The organism is Vibrio gallaecicus, from assembly GCF_024347495.1.
GTDB lineage: Bacteria > Pseudomonadota > Gammaproteobacteria > Enterobacterales > Vibrionaceae > Vibrio > Vibrio gallaecicus.
This window is the reverse complement of the sequence record NZ_AP025490.1, coordinates 479,757-494,743: the sequence shown is the minus strand read 5'-3', so window position 1 is coordinate 494,743 and position 14,987 is coordinate 479,757. Positions and strand designations below refer to the sequence as shown.

The window sequence follows — 14,987 nt, the reverse complement described above, 5'->3', positions numbered from 1 at the left end:
TAAAATTGTACCAATGCAAAAAATAAGGGGAATGGCTGAAAATATGGTTAATACCATCGCGACACAAACCAAAACCCTATGAAAAATAGAGTGAACATTCGATGAACTGTTGGGTGTTCACTCTTTCATTTCGCTGAATCAAAATGCTATGCTTCACTGGTAAATCACTTTGCCGTCTTACATCGGTGACTTATACCTTACCTGTTGAAGAGGGAAACATGCTGTCCTTTCTATTTCGTTCTATCTCACTAGGGCTAGTGTCTGCCGCACTTGTACTGACTGTATCCCCTAGTCTTCGACCTTCAATTATTCCTCAAGTTATTGAGCAACAGGTTAGTAATCTCAACTCACTACAAGTCTCATTCAACCAAGCGGTAAGACGAGCCTCGCCAGCAGTTGTAAATATTTATAGCCAAAAATACTCCGATAACGACCGAAGTAAACTTCTCATTCAAGGGCTAGGCTCTGGGGTCATCGTAAGTGAAAAAGGCTACATTATTACGAACTACCATGTTGTGGAAATGGCAGACCAAATTATTGTAGCACTTCAAGATGGGCGGTCTGCAGCTGCTCAACTTGTTGGCTCAGATGAGCGCACGGATATTGCGATATTACGAGTCGAGGGTGATAACCTACCAGTGATCCCACTTAACCCAAATTACACAGCCAATGTGGGTGATGTGGTACTCGCAATAGGTAACCCTTACAACCTAGGGCAAACCACTACATTTGGGATTATCTCAGCGACAGGTCGCTTTTCAAATAATACTGATGGGCACCAAGCCTTCATTCAAACAGATGCCGCTATTAATGAAGGCAACTCTGGAGGAGCTTTAATTAATACCCAAGGTGAGCTGGTCGGCATTAATACCGCATCATATCAACCAGCAACGGACATGGAAACTTATGGTATTTCATTTGCGATTCCCTACCAATTAGCGAATAAAATCATGCAAAAAATCATTGCTGATGGTCGAGTTATACGTGGGTATATCGGCGTTAACGGGCTAGATATAAATTCAGTCACTGGTCGCCTTATCGGCAGCAAAAGCATTGGAGGTGTTGTCGTACTTCGCATTGACCCGAATGGACCGGCAGAAAATGCAGGCTTTGAAGTGCAAGACATAATCCTTAAAATTAACAACATAAAAATAAACGACCTACAAAGTGTGAGGGATATAGTCACTGATTTACGACCAGGAACTGTGATTGATGTCGGTATACTTCGCAAAGGTGAAGAGATCACGCTTCAAGTAACAGTTGAGGAAGCTATTCGTTAAACTGGGTAATGTGATACCTCCTTGAACTCCTTATCAATTCATCATGCTGTTCATTTCTTTTAGCGGCATGATGTGATCTCTCAGCTATTTTAAATAGCTACTTGTTTTTTCTTTACTTAGCATCCATGTTAGGCAAAGACAAAAATATCTAAACGCACATATCAATAGGTTTGCTGACATGAGAGTACCTCGTATTTATCACCCTGAATTCATCCACCAGCTAGGCGCCCTTTCTTTAGGTGAAGACGCTGCCGGTCACGTTGGTCGAGTATTACGAATGAAGGAAGGCCAAGAGGTCCTACTATTTGATGGTAGCGGTGCGGAGTTTCCTGCAACGATTTCAGAAGTCACAAAGAAAAGTGTCATTGTTGAAGTAAGTGAACGTATTGAGCGTAGCAGCGAATCCCCCCTGAATTTACACCTAGGTCAGGTTATCTCTCGCGGTGATAAAATGGAGTTCACCATTCAAAAGTCCGTCGAATTAGGTGTGAATACCATTACCCCTCTAATTTCAGAGCGTTGCGGTGTAAAGCTTGATGCCAAGCGTTTCGAAAAGAAGCTGGCTCAATGGCAAAAAATTGCTATTGCAGCTTGCGAACAATCAGGGCGTAACACTGTTCCAGTTATCCGACCAATCATGCAACTTGAAGAATGGTGCGGTGAACCAAGCGAAGCCCTAAAGCTGAACTTACACCCTCGAGCAAAATACTCCATTAACACACTTCCAGAGCCTATCAATAAAGTTCGACTCTTGATCGGACCAGAAGGTGGGTTATCCGCTGAAGAAATCAGCATGACAGAACAATATCAATTTGAAGAGACGCTACTCGGTCCTCGTGTATTACGTACCGAAACCGCGGCTCTAACTGCAATTACTGCCTTACAAGTCCGTTTTGGCGATCTAGGCTAGGAGAATAAAATGATCAAACTTGGCATCGTAATGGATCCGATTTCATCCATTAATATTAAAAAAGACTCTAGCTTTGCCATGATGCTTGAAGCACAGCGTCGTGGTTATGAAATCCACTATATGGAAATGGATGATCTACACTTAGATCAAGGTGTCGCTATTGCAGATACGAAAGTAGTCGAATTAAAAGAAGATCCAAACGGCTGGTATGAATTCAAATCAGAGCAAACTATTGCACTATCTGAACTTGATGCTGTATTGATGCGTAAAGATCCTCCTTTCGATACTGAATATATTTACGCAACTTACATTCTTGAGCGTGCAGAAGAAAATGGCGCTCTTATTGTCAACAAGCCTCAAAGCTTGCGTGATTGTAACGAAAAACTGTTCACAGCTTGGTTCCCGGAACTGACACCCACGACAATCGTAACTCGTAAAGCTGAAAAGATTAAAGCGTTCCGCGAGAAGCACGGTGATATCATCCTGAAACCATTAGATGGCATGGGTGGAGCTTCAATTTTCCGAGTGAAAGAAGGCGATCCAAACGTATCAGTGATCATCGAGACATTAACAAACCACGGTCAAAACTACGCAATGGCACAAACTTTCGTGCCTGACATAAGTAATGGCGATAAGCGTATTCTGGTTGTTGATGGTGAACCTATGCCTTACTGCCTAGCTCGTATCCCAGCTAAAGGTGAAACTCGTGGCAACCTTGCTGCCGGCGGTACAGGTGAAGCTCGACCTCTAAGCGAAACTGATTGGGCGATCGCTAAAGCGGTTGCACCGGCACTAAAAGAAAAAGGACTGATTTTTGTTGGTCTTGATGTTATTGGCGACAAACTAACTGAAATTAACGTTACGAGCCCAACCTGTATCCGTGAAATTGAAGCTGCATTCGATGTTTCAGTAACAGGCAAGTTAATGGATGCGATTGAACGCCGAGTTAACGATAAATAGTAATTCCGAAGTCTCAAGGATTTCGATAATCTCTAGCAAAACCTATACAATTAGAGCGACAGCTTTGTCGCTCATTTTTCCTTAGTGGCAGGAGATATTATGAATTTGACTAACCATTTTCTCGTAGCAATGCCCGGAATGAAAGATCCCTACTTTCAGCACTCAGTTATCTACTTATGTGAGCATAATGATGAAGGTGCAATGGGGTTAATGATCAATGCTCCAATTGATGTCACAGTAGGGTCAATGCTCAAGCAAGTTGAAGTAGAACCGATCCAACCTCAGCATAAGCAAGCCAGCTTAGCGCAACCTGTATTAAATGGTGGACCTGTCGCTGAAGATAGAGGTTTTATTCTTCATCAACCTAAAGATACTTACCAATCAAGCATCAATATGACTGATCATATCTCGGTAACCACTTCCAAAGATATTCTTTCAGTACTTGGCACCGATGCGGAACCTCAGAATTACCTTATCGCTCTGGGTTATTCAGGGTGGGACCCAGGTCAACTAGAGATAGAACTCACCGAAAACTCTTGGCTTACCATCGAAGCTGATCCAAAAGTCATTTTCGATACACCGATAGCTGAACGCTGGAAAGTAGCGGTACAAATGCTAGGCATCAATGTATCTCAATTGTCTTCGGATGCTGGTCATGCCTAGAGATCATAAGTTCTAAATTTTAGTCGCACACAACAAAAAGCCTTTTCTTTAAAACATTTGGAAATACCATGTCACGAACAATTATGGCGTTTGATTACGGTACTAAAAGTATCGGTAGCGCTATCGGTCAAGAGATTACTGGTACAGCAAGCCCGTTAAAAGCATTCAAAGCAAAAGATGGTATCCCTAACTGGGATGATATAGAGAAACAACTCAAAGAGTGGCAACCCGATTTGGTTGTCGTTGGTTTGCCTACCGATCTTCACGGCAAAGATTTAGAAACGATCACACCAAGAGCAAAGAAATTTGCGAATCGCCTCAAAGGACGCTTTGGTGTGAACGTTGAGCTTCATGATGAAAGGTTATCAACCACAGAAGCGAGAGCAGACCTATTCGAAATGGGTGGATATAAAGCGCTGAGTAAAGGTAATGTCGATAATCAGTCAGCAGTGGTTATCCTAGAAAGCTGGTTTGAAGCTCAATGGGGCGAGTAATCAAATAAAAAAGGGTTGCTACCAAGCAACCCTTTTTTATATCTGTAAATTCATACTAGTAAGAAATCGTTCTTACTCCATATCAATCTTCACACCTGCAAGTGCACCGGTTCCGTAGCTGTCATCACCGCGTTGGGTCTTGAGCATCAAGCGTAGATCATTGGCAGAATCAGCACTATGAAATGCATCCTCTTCACTGATTTTCCCTGAAACAACTAAGTCATATAATGATTGATCAAAAGTTTGCATACCAACTTCTTTCGATTTCGCCATCGTCGCCTTCAATTCATGAAGATCACCGCGGCGAATCAAATCAGAGATCCTTGGGCTATTGAGCAGAATCTCAAACACACCATGTCGACCATTACCATTTTTATCTCGGATAAGTTGCTGAGCAACCACACCGCGCAAGTTCATTGATAAGTCGAATAAGAATTGCTCTTTTTGCTCTTTTGGCACTAAATGCAAAATACGCTCTAACGCTTGGTTAGCATTATTGGCATGAAGTGTCGCCATACAAAGGTGACCAGTTTCCGCGAAAGTCATGGCATATTCCATCGTTTCACGGCTACGTATTTCACCAATAAGAATCATATCAGGCGCTTGTCGAAGCGAGTTCTTTAAAGCAACTTCATAACTATCTGTATCTAACCCAACTTCACGCTGAGTAACGATACATTTTTTGTGCTCATGAACAAACTCGATTGGGTCTTCAACCGTTAGGATATGCCCTGAGCGGTTAGAATTACGATAACCTGTCATTGCCGCCATAGAAGTTGATTTACCCGACCCTGTAGCACCTACCACCAGCACTAACCCACGCTTAGCGATAGATAGGTCTTGGAGTACATCAGGAAGTTTAAGCTGCTCAAAGCTAGGGATATTGGTTTCGATACGGCGAATGACAGCACCAGGCAATTCCCTCTGGAAGAAAGCACTCACACGAAAACGCCCAGTATCTCGAACTACCGCAAAATTTGATTCACGAGTTCGACGATACTCAGCACGGCGATCTTGATCCATCATGGCATCAAGCAACTGAGCAACTTGAGCTTCATTGAGCTTTTCACCTTGAGGGCGCAACTCCCCGTCAACTCTAAATAATATAGGTGCATCCACCGTGATATAAAGATCCGATGCTTTTTGCGAGATCATCCCTTCGAGAATTTGATTCAATTCCATTTTAATTTAGCCTTAATGCACATTTTTAACCAAGAAAGCTTTAATCAAAAAAGCTTTAAGCAATATTTTAACTGACGATACTGTTAACTGACGAGATTGATAGCCAACGAACTAGAATAACGATGTTTCAATTTTCTTCTGAACTTCTTCTGGATCCACCAAACCTTGAGCAATCAACTGCTTGGAGTTTTGTTCCATTGTTTGCATGCCGTGAGCAGCTCCCGTTTGGATAATTGAGTACATCTGCGCCACTTTATCTTCACGTATCAAGTTACGAATTGCTGGCGTCGCCATCATAATTTCGTGGCAAGCAACACGCCCGCCCCCAATACGCTTAAGCAACTTCTGAGCAATAACCGAACGAAGTGATTCAGAAAGCATAGACCGAACCATGTCTTTATCACTACCGGGGAATACATCAATAATACGGTCAATGGTTTTTGCCGCAGAGCTAGTATGCAATGTACCAAAAACAAGGTGCCCCGTTTCGGCTGCTGTAAGCGCTAAACTGATCGTTTCTTGATCACGAAGCTCGCCCACCAAAATAACATCAGGGTCTTCACGTAAAGCACTGCGTAAGGCTGCTTTAAAGCTATGGGTATCTCTATGTACTTCACGTTGGTTTATCAAACACTTATTGTTGGTATGTACGAATTCAATCGGGTCTTCGATGGTTAATATGTGTTTGTTATAGTTACGGTTTACATAATCTACCATAGCGGCAAGTGTGGTCGACTTACCAGAACCAGTAGGACCCGTAACGAGTACTAAGCCCTTTTCATAATTTGCAATTTTTTCAAAGATCTCTGGCGCACCTAATTGATCTAAGGTTGGGATCTCAACGGGAATGGTACGAAATACAGCAGAACAGCCACGAGCCTGATTAAATGCATTAACACGGAAGCGTCCAACACTAGGTAATTCAAAAGAAAAATCGACTTCCAGCTTTTCTTCAAATTCACTGCGCTGGGAATCGTTCATGATCTCAAAAACCAAACGATGTACATCAGCATGACTAAAAGCAGGAACTCCAAGCTTCCTTACTTCACCATCTATACGTACCATTGGAGATACACCCGCAGAAAGATGTAGATCTGACGCGTTATGCTTTACACTAAAATCCAGTAACTCAGTGATATCCATTTATTTTCCCTTAAGTAAAGTCAGCTATGAGTAGTATTCAACAAAATATTGAACAGATCACCTCGCAGATCCGTAATGCAGAACAAAAGTGTGGCCGACCTCCAGAGTCCGTGCAACTTTTAGCCGTAAGTAAAACTAAACCTATCGAGGCAATTCTAGAAGCCGCACAAGGTGGGCAAGTTTCATTTGGTGAAAACTACGTCCAAGAAGGCGTAGATAAAGTAAAACACTTTTCAGAACAACATTCTAACTTAAATTTAGAATGGCATTTTATTGGTCCAATTCAATCCAATAAAACGCGACCAATCGCTGAAAATTTTGATTGGGTACATTCTATTGAACGAGGAAAAATAGCTCAGCGTTTAAATGATCAAAGACCTGAACACCTATCCGCTTTGCAGGTACTCATTCAAGTCAATACAAGTGGTGAAGATTCAAAATCAGGCACCTCTGAAGCAGAAATTTTTGAATTAGCAGAGTTGATTTCTTCACTTCCCAACCTCACTTTAAGAGGATTGATGTCAATTCCTGCTAACGTGTCAGATTATCAATCACAGCTTAATGCTTTTTCACAATTAGCATCTCTTAACAATAAGCTTAGTGATAAATATTCAGGCATAGATACACTCTCAATGGGTATGAGCGGTGATATGGATGCCGCTGTTGAAGCAGGCAGCACAATGGTAAGAATAGGCACGGCAATTTTTGGTGCTCGTAATTACACCAAATAATATCAGCCCCAAATAGTTGAGCTAATGATGAACAAGCTAGTTCGTCACATTACAAGGTTAGGACCGAGAAATATGGAACACAAGAATATCGCCTTTATTGGTGCAGGGAACATGGTTCGTTCAATTGTTGCAGGTCTTGTGGCGAGTGGTTATCCCGCACATAAAATCACGGCGACGGCTCCTTCAGAAACTAGAAGACAGCCTCTTGAAGCTGACTATGGCATTAAAACTACCAGTGATAACTACACAGCAGCACAAAATGCAGACGTCATTGTGTTATCCGTTAAGCCGCAAATGATGGCTGATGTGTGCAAACCTCTGCAAGCTATCAATTTCGAAAATAAATTAGTGATTTCAATTGCTGCTGGTATTAGTGCAAAACGCCTTAATGAAATGCTCGATAGCCAATTGAACTTGGTTCGTGTCATGCCAAATACTCCATCATTACTTGGTAAAGGTATGAGCGGGCTTTATGCCGACCAGAAAGTCAATGAGCAAGATAAAAACTTCGCTTCTCAATTAATGCAAGCAGTTGGCGAAGTGTGCTGGGTTGAGCAAGAATCGGGTATCAATAACATTATCGCGGCAGCTGGCAGTGCCCCTGCGTATTTCTTCTTATTTATGGAAGCTATGCAAGCCGAAGCCATCAAACAAGGTTTCGATGCCGACACTGCACGTAAGTTGGTTCAACAGTCAGCATTAGGTGCAGCAGAAATGGTAGTTGCTAACCCAAGCACAGAGTTATCGACACTGCGTGAACAAGTCACATCAAAAGGTGGCACGACAGCAGAAGCACTCAGAACTTTCAATGAAAACCAACTGTCAGACATTGTAGCCAAAGCCATGCAAGCGGCTGTGTCTCGTGCTGAAGAGATGGAAAAACTGTTTTAATTATTATGTGGCAGGCATTAGTAAGCGCTCGCCACAAGTCACTCCGAAAAAGGAAACTCTATGAATTCGATGAGCTTTTTGATCTCTACCGTATTTGATCTTTACATCATGGTGGTCATTCTGCGTATTTGGTTACAGGCCTCGCGTGCAGATTTCTATAACCCATTCTCACAATTTATCGTTAAAGCGACACAACCTGTTGTGGCCCCTTTACGACGCTTCATCCCATCGATTGGTAGCTTTGATGTAGCAACCATTCTATTTGCTTATGTATTATGTGTATTGAAGTTCACGGCACTAAACCTAGTGATTTCAGGTGGCGCAGCGGTATTTGATGTTAGCTTCCTAATCTTTGGATTACTTGCATTACTTAAAGCAGCTGGTGGGCTTATTTTCTGGGTTCTACTTATTCGCGCTATCCTGAGCTGGGTAAGTCAAGGTCGCAGCCCAATCGAGTATGTTTTCCATCAATTGACAGAACCAATGCTTGCTCCAATTCGTCGTATTCTTCCAGCAATGGGCGGTTTTGATTTAAGCGTACTGGTACTGTTTATTGTTCTGCAATTTGCGAACTTCTTAATGGGTGACCTAATTGGTCCTATTTGGTATCAGCTATAATCAGACCCTATGGTGCTGAGCAAACCAAAGGTAGCACTAAGTTAAAACACTAAGGCACTAACCAATGCCAAAAGCAGTTTGGGCTGATGAAGACGATATTCTTTTACGGCTCTATATCCAACCTAAAGCAAGCCGAGATAAAATTGTCGGCTTGCATGGGGATGAACTTAAAATTGCCATTACAGCTCCACCTGTCGATGGCAAAGCCAATGCTCATTTAGCAAAATATCTAGCGAAACAATTTAAGGTAGCTAAAGGGCTTATTAAAATTGAAAAGGGAGAGTTAGGTAGGCACAAGCAAGTTCGAATCTGCTCACCTAACCAAATCCCTAATGAAATCAAAGCCATCCTGTGATGGCTTTTTGCTATATTTTTGGAGCCAATATGCGTTTATGGATAACAGCACTACTTATCAGCGTCATCGCCTTCCCTACTTGGGCTGGTCAATTTAAAAACATTAAAGATGTTGAGGTTCACTATTCAGCATTCAATTCCACTTTCTTATCTGCGGAAGTCGCCAAACAGTATCAACTAAAACGAAATGGCTACTCTGCGGTTCTAAACATCAGTATTCTAGATAACTCAGCGTTGGGTAAACCAGCAACCACAGCAAAAGTATCTGGCACGGCAAAAAACTTAGTCGGTAACACACGTAAATTAACCTTCAGAGAAATTAAAGAAGGTGATGCCATTTACTACCTAACTGAATTCCCAATTACTCACGAAGAAAATATCACCTTCACTATTGATGTTAATGCTGGGATAAAAGGCGCGGGTCCATTACGATTCACCCAAAAATTCTACACAGAAGACTAAGCTTTAACTAAAAGCTTCTTCCACAACCCATTTATTAGAGTTATCCGACCATGAGTAAAATCGTTCTAGCAACAGGCAACCAAGGTAAAGTACGTGAAATGGCAGATCTTCTGTCTGATTTTGGTTTCGACGTAACAGCACAAAGTGAATTTAACGTTTCTGAAGTTGCAGAAACAGGCACAACTTTCATTGAAAATGCAATTATCAAAGCTCGCCACGCTGCACAAGAAACCGGGCTACCTGCTATTGCTGACGATTCAGGCTTAGAAGTCGATTTTCTTCAAGGAGCTCCTGGTATTTATTCAGCTCGTTATGCAGGCGAAGATGCATCTGACCAGCAAAACTTAGAAAAGCTGCTAGATGCGATGCAAGGCGTAGAAGAAGCAAAGCGTACTGCGCGCTTTCATTGTGTTTTAGTACTGATGCGCCATGCAAACGATCCAACACCAATTGTTTGCCACGGTAAATGGGAAGGTCGAATTTTAAGGAAGGCGCATGGTAAAAATGGATTCGGCTACGACCCAATCTTCTTTGTTCCTGAAGATAACTGCGCATCTGCAGAGCTTGAATCAACTCGTAAAAAGCAATTATCTCATCGTGGAAAAGCGCTAACAGCACTATTCAAAACGCTAAAAGAGCAAGCTCTATAATGCCAAGTGCTGTATTAACACCACCGGCATTGAGTCTTTATGTGCACATTCCATGGTGCGTACAGAAATGCCCATATTGTGATTTCAATTCGCATGCACTCAAAGCTGATATTCCTGAAAGTGAATACATTGATGCGCTACTGGAAGATTTAGACACTGATATCGAAAAATATCAGCTTAATGTTGCGCCTCGCCCATTACATTCCATTTTTATTGGTGGTGGTACTCCCAGCCTATTTTCACCGGAAGGCATTGGTCGTTTACTTCAAGGTATTGAACAACGTATTCCGTTCAAACCCGAAATCGAAATAACCATGGAGGCGAACCCTGGCACCATTGAGGCTGAACGCTTCGCTGGGTATAAAACAGCAGGTGTTACTCGCATTTCAGTTGGCGTACAAAGCTTTGAACAAGAAAAGCTAGAAAGATTAGGACGAATTCACGGGCAAGATGAAGCAGTAAACGCCGCTCACTTAGCACATAAAATCGGTTTAAATAGCTTCAATCTAGATCTTATGCATGGTTTGCCTGATCAAAGCATTGATCAAGCATTGGCTGATTTGGATAAAGCGATCGAACTGAATCCGCCACACCTATCTTGGTATCAGTTGACGATAGAACCTAATACCATGTTCTATTACAAAACACCGGCACTACCTGATGACGATGACCTTTGGGATATTTTCGATAGAGGTCACCAAAAGCTCACTGATGCTGGTTATGTACAATATGAAATATCTGGGTATAGCAAACCCAACTACCAGTGCCAACATAACTTAAATTATTGGCGCTTTGGTGACTACTTAGGAATCGGCTGTGGTTCTCACGGTAAGCTCAGTTTTACCGATGGTCGAATCATCCGTACGACTAAAGTGAAACATCCCAGAGGTTATCTTGCGGCTTACCAGAACTTAATCAAACCTTATCTATCCGATGAGTTTGAAGTAGCAAATGATGATCGCCCTTTCGAGTTTTTCATGAATCGTTTTCGATTAATTGAAGCGTGCCCAAAGCAAGATTTCATTGACACAACAGGCCTAAGTTTAGATTCAATTAAGGAAACCATTGATTGGTCAAAAGAGCTGGGCTACTTGAATGAAACGCCAACACACTGGCAAATCACCGAGAAAGGAAAACTCTTCCTTAATGATCTTCTCGAAGCTTTCATGGCTGACGATGAAGGCTCTTAAAATAAAAAACCTCTCATCATGAGAGGTTTTTTTATTTAATTAAGAACAACTTACCGCTAAAAAATGGAACGACCAATACGCTCAGAAAGCAGCTCTAAAGCTTGAGTACCAGCCAGTGAATTCCCTGACGGGTCTAATTCAGGAGACCAAACTGCAATGGTCATCTCACCAGGTACGATAGCGATAATACCGCCACCTACGCCTGATTTACCTGGCATTCCGACACGATAAGCAAACTCCCCTGCACCATCATATAAACCACAAGTCGCCAGTAAAGCGTTCAATTGTTTGGTTTGAACGGGGGTAATGATCTCTTTCTTAGTTTGAACTGACACTCCTTTATTTGCTAGGTAGCTAAAGGTCTTAGCCAGATCAACACAAGTCATCTTAAGTGCACAGGCATGAAAATAATTATTGAGAACAGGAATAACATCATTCTCAAAATTACCAAACGAACGCATCAAGTAGGCAATAGCCGCATTTCGATCACTGTGCATCATTTCAGAAGCCGCTACGACTTTGTCATACACAATATGAGTATCACCAGATAACTGGCGCACAAATTCCAATAAACGGTGCCTAGGAGCTGATAAGCGGCTTTGTAATAAATCAGCGACGACTATCGCACCAGCATTGATAAATGGATTACGAGGGATACCATGCTCCATCTCAAGCTGAATCATCGAATTAAAAGCCTGACCAGAAGGCTCTTTACCCACTCTTTTCCAGATTTCTTCTGGTTTATACAACACCATAGCTAAAGTAAGACTCAGCGCTTTGGAAATAGATTGCACAGAAAAAGCCTCTTCAGCATCACCGGCTTGAATCACTTCTCCTTCATTGGTATACACCGCAATCGCCAACTTTTGATTCGATACACGAGCCAATGCAGGAATATAATCCGCGACTTTTCCCTGACCAATTAAAGGGCGAACTTCTTCTAATATCTCGGTCAAAATAGCTTGAGTGGGTTTCATGAGTGCTTACTTCTATATTGTTATTTTTGTAGGGGTGTTTTCATTATTTTGTCCTTAAGCCTCTATTCATTGATAAAAGCCTAAGGACAAAAAAGCCAACATTACAATAATGTTGGCTTTTATCAATCTCATAAAATGTAGGGGTAAAACTAAGTCAATTAGCCTCTACAGCTTTGAGATCGGAAATTACTTAGTACGCTTGTACTTAATGTCCCAAACGCCATGACCTAAACGGTGACCACGAGCTTCAAATTTAGTCAGTGGACGTTCATCTGGGCGAGGGATATAGTCACCATCTTCAGCGATATTCTCAAAACCAGGCGCAACATTCATCACTTCGATCATGTGCTCTGCGTAGTTTTCCCAGTCTGTTGCCATATGGAAAATGCCAGTATCAAGCTGAAGCTTACCACGTACCATTTCCGCAAATTCTGCTTTAACGATACGACGCTTATGGTGACGAGCTTTATGCCATGGGTCAGGGAAGAACAGCTGCAGCGTATGTAAGCTGCTGTCTGGAATCATATGCTCAAATACTTCAACAGCATCGTGGCACATTACGCGAAGGTTAGTAACACCCGCATCGCGAGCTGTACCTAAACAGGCACCCACACCAGGGCTATGTACTTCAATACCTAGGAAATTCTTTTCTGGTGAATTCTTTGCCATTTCAACCAGTGATGCACCCATACCGAAGCCAATCTCTAGTACAACAGGGTTATCGTTACCAAATACTTCTTTCCAATTAAGAAGCTCTGGGTTGTAGTCGATGCCCATTGTTGGCCAGCATTCATTCATCGCATTTTCTTGACCTTTAGTTAAACGGCCTTCGCGGCGAACAAAACTGCGTATCTTACGAACCAGTTTGCCGTCTTCAGTATATTCGTTAGTGGTCACTTCACTCATTGATTTTTTGCCTGCACATTGATTAATCAAAGCGGGGATTATCCAAAGAAATGCCTTCGGTGCAAGTCTTTCCGTGGATAAATTCCCACACAATTTGTCTGTTTTACATCCAACGCTAAGTGTGGTGCAATTTCACCTCTAATAATAGCAAAGCATTGAGCAAGCCGTGACTCCTTTCGCAAGCGCCATTTTAAAGTGGTATGACGCCTATGGGCGTAAAGAACTGCCTTGGCAAAAAAACAAAAGCGCCTACACCGTTTGGTTATCTGAAATCATGTTACAGCAGACGCAAGTGACAACAGTGATTCCTTATTACGAACGTTTTTTAGCGCGTTTTCCGACCGTCATCGACCTTGCAAATGCAGAACAAGATGAAGTCCTCCATCTTTGGACAGGGCTTGGCTATTACGCCCGAGCGCGAAATTTACATAAAGCAGCAAAAATAGTTGCTGAACAATATGGTGGAGAGTTCCCTAAAGACTTAGAACAAATGAATGATCTACCTGGCGTTGGACGCTCTACTGCGGCGGCGGTTCTTTCATCTGTTCACAAGCTCCCTCATGCAATTTTAGATGGCAATGTGAAACGCACTTTGGCTCGCAACTTCATTGTTGAAGGGTGGCCAGGGCAAAAAAAAGTAGAAAACAAACTTTGGGAATATGCAGAGCAGCACACTCCTCGTAAGGATGTCGATAAATACAATCAAGCCATGATGGATATGGGCGCGCTTGTATGTACTCGAACTAAACCCAAATGCTCGTTATGCCCTGTCAGCACTATGTGTGAAGCCAACAAATTGGATAAGCAGCTCGATTTCCCAGGGAAAAAACCTAAAAAAGAGAAGCCAGCAAAGGAGACTTGGTTTGTGATGCTTTATCACGATAATCAGGTTTGGCTTGAACAGAGACCTCAATCAGGTATTTGGGGAGGGCTATTTTGCTTCCCTCAAAATGAGACTGCTGAAATTGAACACCAATTAGATCTCAGATCTATTCAAGAACAAAATATACAATCAAACGAAACCTTGATTGCATTTAGGCACACCTTTAGTCACTACCATTTAGATATCACCCCTGTATTGGTTAAATTAACTAAACAACCTGATTTGATAATGGAAGGGACAAAAGGTCTCTGGTATAACTTATCTCAACCAGAAGAAATTGGCTTAGCGGCTCCAGTAAAACAGCTGTTAGAAAGCCTTCCATTCGAACTAGACACATGCGTTTAATACCAACATAACGCGATAATAAGGATTCATTATGAGCCGTACTGTATTTTGTACTCGATTACAAAAAGACGCTGAAGGCCTAGATTTTCAACTTTACCCAGGCGATTTGGGTAAACGTATTTTTGACAACATTTCTAAAGAAGCTTGGGCTCAATGGCAAAGCAAGCAAACCATGCTAATTAACGAAAAGAAACTTAACATGATGGATCCAGAGCACAGAAAGCTTCTAGAAACTGAAATGGTTAACTTTCTTTTTGAAGGTAAAGAAGTCGTTATTGATGGTTACACTCCACCAAGCGAATAAGACATTTATTTAGATAAAATTTAATGACATCATACCCTTGGTTA

18 protein-coding genes are annotated in these 14,987 nt (G+C 42.0%); 14 read left to right on the top strand and 4 right to left on the bottom strand.

Features of this window, described 5'->3' with window-relative positions; all coding sequences use genetic code 11:
• Positions 1-218 precede the first annotated feature (218 nt).
• From degS to ruvX, 5 genes are all read left to right on the top strand, one after another.
• Positions 219-1,280, top strand: a complete 1,062-nt coding sequence (gene degS, locus OCU78_RS02220) for an outer membrane-stress sensor serine endopeptidase DegS (protein ID WP_137374589.1) — start codon at positions 219-221, stop codon at positions 1,278-1,280.
• A 178-nt stretch (positions 1,281-1,458) separates the two neighbouring features.
• Positions 1,459-2,190, top strand: a complete 732-nt coding sequence (gene rsmE, locus OCU78_RS02215) for a 16S rRNA (uracil(1498)-N(3))-methyltransferase (RefSeq protein WP_137374477.1) — start codon at positions 1,459-1,461, stop codon at positions 2,188-2,190.
• A gap of 9 nt (positions 2,191-2,199) precedes the next feature.
• A complete protein-coding gene (gshB, locus tag OCU78_RS02210) occupies positions 2,200-3,150 on the top strand; it encodes a glutathione synthase (protein ID WP_137374476.1) in 951 nt (316 codons plus the stop codon).
• Positions 3,151-3,249: 99 nt separating this feature from the next.
• Entirely contained in the window at positions 3,250-3,813 is a 564-nt protein-coding gene (locus tag OCU78_RS02205; protein ID WP_137374475.1) for a YqgE/AlgH family protein, read from the top strand.
• Between the two features lie 68 nt (positions 3,814-3,881).
• Entirely contained in the window at positions 3,882-4,307 is a 426-nt protein-coding gene (gene ruvX, locus OCU78_RS02200) for a Holliday junction resolvase RuvX (RefSeq protein WP_137374474.1), read from the top strand.
• 72 nt (positions 4,308-4,379) lie between these two features.
• On the opposite strand, the gene OCU78_RS02195 is transcribed toward ruvX, so the two are convergent.
• Positions 4,380-5,489 carry a PilT/PilU family type 4a pilus ATPase gene (locus OCU78_RS02195; protein WP_137374473.1) on the bottom strand — a complete coding sequence of 370 codons (1,110 nt, stop codon included), beginning with the start codon at positions 5,487-5,489 and terminating at the stop codon, positions 4,380-4,382.
• 111 nt (positions 5,490-5,600) lie between these two features.
• Positions 5,601-6,632, bottom strand: a complete 1,032-nt coding sequence (locus OCU78_RS02190; RefSeq protein ID WP_137374472.1) for a type IV pilus twitching motility protein PilT — start codon at positions 6,630-6,632, stop codon at positions 5,601-5,603.
• Positions 6,633-6,658: 26 nt separating this feature from the next.
• Between OCU78_RS02190 and OCU78_RS02185 the strand changes: the two genes are divergently transcribed.
• From OCU78_RS02185 to hemW, 7 genes are all read left to right on the top strand, one after another.
• On the top strand, positions 6,659-7,363 hold the full coding sequence (locus tag OCU78_RS02185; protein ID WP_137374471.1) for a YggS family pyridoxal phosphate-dependent enzyme: 705 nt from the start codon (positions 6,659-6,661) through the stop codon (positions 7,361-7,363).
• 72 nt (positions 7,364-7,435) lie between these two features.
• Entirely contained in the window at positions 7,436-8,254 is an 819-nt protein-coding gene (gene proC / locus OCU78_RS02180; protein WP_137374470.1) for a pyrroline-5-carboxylate reductase, read from the top strand.
• A gap of 60 nt (positions 8,255-8,314) precedes the next feature.
• Complete coding sequence (locus OCU78_RS02175) at positions 8,315-8,872, top strand: YggT family protein (RefSeq protein ID WP_137374469.1); 558 nt, start codon at positions 8,315-8,317, stop codon at positions 8,870-8,872.
• A 64-nt stretch (positions 8,873-8,936) separates the two neighbouring features.
• Positions 8,937-9,227: a DUF167 family protein YggU gene (gene yggU, locus OCU78_RS02170; RefSeq protein ID WP_137374468.1), complete on the top strand. Its 291-nt coding sequence runs from the start codon at positions 8,937-8,939 to the stop codon at positions 9,225-9,227.
• A 29-nt stretch (positions 9,228-9,256) separates the two neighbouring features.
• The gene (locus tag OCU78_RS02165) at positions 9,257-9,688 is read left to right on the top strand and encodes a DUF4426 domain-containing protein (RefSeq protein WP_137374467.1); all 432 of its coding nucleotides are present in this window, start codon (positions 9,257-9,259) and stop codon (positions 9,686-9,688) included.
• Positions 9,689-9,738: 50 nt separating this feature from the next.
• Complete coding sequence (locus OCU78_RS02160) at positions 9,739-10,338, top strand: XTP/dITP diphosphatase (protein WP_137374466.1); 600 nt, start codon at positions 9,739-9,741, stop codon at positions 10,336-10,338.
• Entirely contained in the window at positions 10,338-11,528 is a 1,191-nt protein-coding gene (gene hemW, locus OCU78_RS02155) for a radical SAM family heme chaperone HemW (RefSeq protein WP_137374465.1), read from the top strand. The genes OCU78_RS02160 and hemW overlap by 1 nt, the downstream gene beginning before the upstream one ends.
• Positions 11,529-11,584: 56 nt before the next feature.
• On the opposite strand, the gene glsB is transcribed toward hemW, so the two are convergent.
• Positions 11,585-12,505, bottom strand: coding sequence for a glutaminase B (glsB, locus tag OCU78_RS02150; RefSeq protein WP_137374464.1), 921 nt, complete (start codon positions 12,503-12,505; stop codon positions 11,585-11,587).
• 186 nt (positions 12,506-12,691) lie between these two features.
• Entirely contained in the window at positions 12,692-13,411 is a 720-nt protein-coding gene (trmB, locus tag OCU78_RS02145; RefSeq protein ID WP_137374463.1) for a tRNA (guanosine(46)-N7)-methyltransferase TrmB, read from the bottom strand.
• A gap of 166 nt (positions 13,412-13,577) precedes the next feature.
• Between trmB and mutY the strand changes: the two genes are divergently transcribed.
• Together mutY and OCU78_RS02135 are read left to right on the top strand one after the other, a co-directional pair.
• Positions 13,578-14,639 (top strand): A/G-specific adenine glycosylase, encoded by a 1,062-nt coding sequence (gene mutY / locus OCU78_RS02140; RefSeq protein ID WP_137374462.1) that lies wholly within the window; start codon positions 13,578-13,580, stop codon positions 14,637-14,639.
• A gap of 31 nt (positions 14,640-14,670) precedes the next feature.
• Entirely contained in the window at positions 14,671-14,943 is a 273-nt protein-coding gene (locus tag OCU78_RS02135; RefSeq protein WP_137374461.1) for an oxidative damage protection protein, read from the top strand.
• Positions 14,944-14,987 lie beyond the last annotated feature (44 nt).

Bases quoted from the DNA above. Each gene is read 5' to 3' on its own strand.
- degS (WP_137374589.1), top strand. From the start codon at position 219: ATGCTGTCCTTTCTATTTCGTTCTATCTCACTAGGGCTAGTGTCTGCC.
- rsmE (WP_137374477.1), top strand. From the start codon at position 1,459: ATGAGAGTACCTCGTATTTATCACCCTGAATTCATCCACCAGCTAGGC.
- gshB (WP_137374476.1), top strand. From the start codon at position 2,200: ATGATCAAACTTGGCATCGTAATGGATCCGATTTCATCCATTAATATT.
- OCU78_RS02205 (WP_137374475.1), top strand. From the start codon at position 3,250: ATGAATTTGACTAACCATTTTCTCGTAGCAATGCCCGGAATGAAAGAT.
- ruvX (WP_137374474.1), top strand. From the start codon at position 3,882: ATGTCACGAACAATTATGGCGTTTGATTACGGTACTAAAAGTATCGGT.
- OCU78_RS02195 (WP_137374473.1), bottom strand. From the start codon at position 5,489: ATGGAATTGAATCAAATTCTCGAAGGGATGATCTCGCAAAAAGCATCG.
- OCU78_RS02190 (WP_137374472.1), bottom strand. From the start codon at position 6,632: ATGGATATCACTGAGTTACTGGATTTTAGTGTAAAGCATAACGCGTCA.
- OCU78_RS02185 (WP_137374471.1), top strand. From the start codon at position 6,659: ATGAGTAGTATTCAACAAAATATTGAACAGATCACCTCGCAGATCCGT.
- proC (WP_137374470.1), top strand. From the start codon at position 7,436: ATGGAACACAAGAATATCGCCTTTATTGGTGCAGGGAACATGGTTCGT.
- OCU78_RS02175 (WP_137374469.1), top strand. From the start codon at position 8,315: ATGAATTCGATGAGCTTTTTGATCTCTACCGTATTTGATCTTTACATC.
- yggU (WP_137374468.1), top strand. From the start codon at position 8,937: ATGCCAAAAGCAGTTTGGGCTGATGAAGACGATATTCTTTTACGGCTC.
- OCU78_RS02165 (WP_137374467.1), top strand. From the start codon at position 9,257: ATGCGTTTATGGATAACAGCACTACTTATCAGCGTCATCGCCTTCCCT.
- OCU78_RS02160 (WP_137374466.1), top strand. From the start codon at position 9,739: ATGAGTAAAATCGTTCTAGCAACAGGCAACCAAGGTAAAGTACGTGAA.
- hemW (WP_137374465.1), top strand. From the start codon at position 10,338: ATGCCAAGTGCTGTATTAACACCACCGGCATTGAGTCTTTATGTGCAC.
- glsB (WP_137374464.1), bottom strand. From the start codon at position 12,505: ATGAAACCCACTCAAGCTATTTTGACCGAGATATTAGAAGAAGTTCGC.
- trmB (WP_137374463.1), bottom strand. From the start codon at position 13,411: ATGAGTGAAGTGACCACTAACGAATATACTGAAGACGGCAAACTGGTT.
- OCU78_RS02135 (WP_137374461.1), top strand. From the start codon at position 14,671: ATGAGCCGTACTGTATTTTGTACTCGATTACAAAAAGACGCTGAAGGC.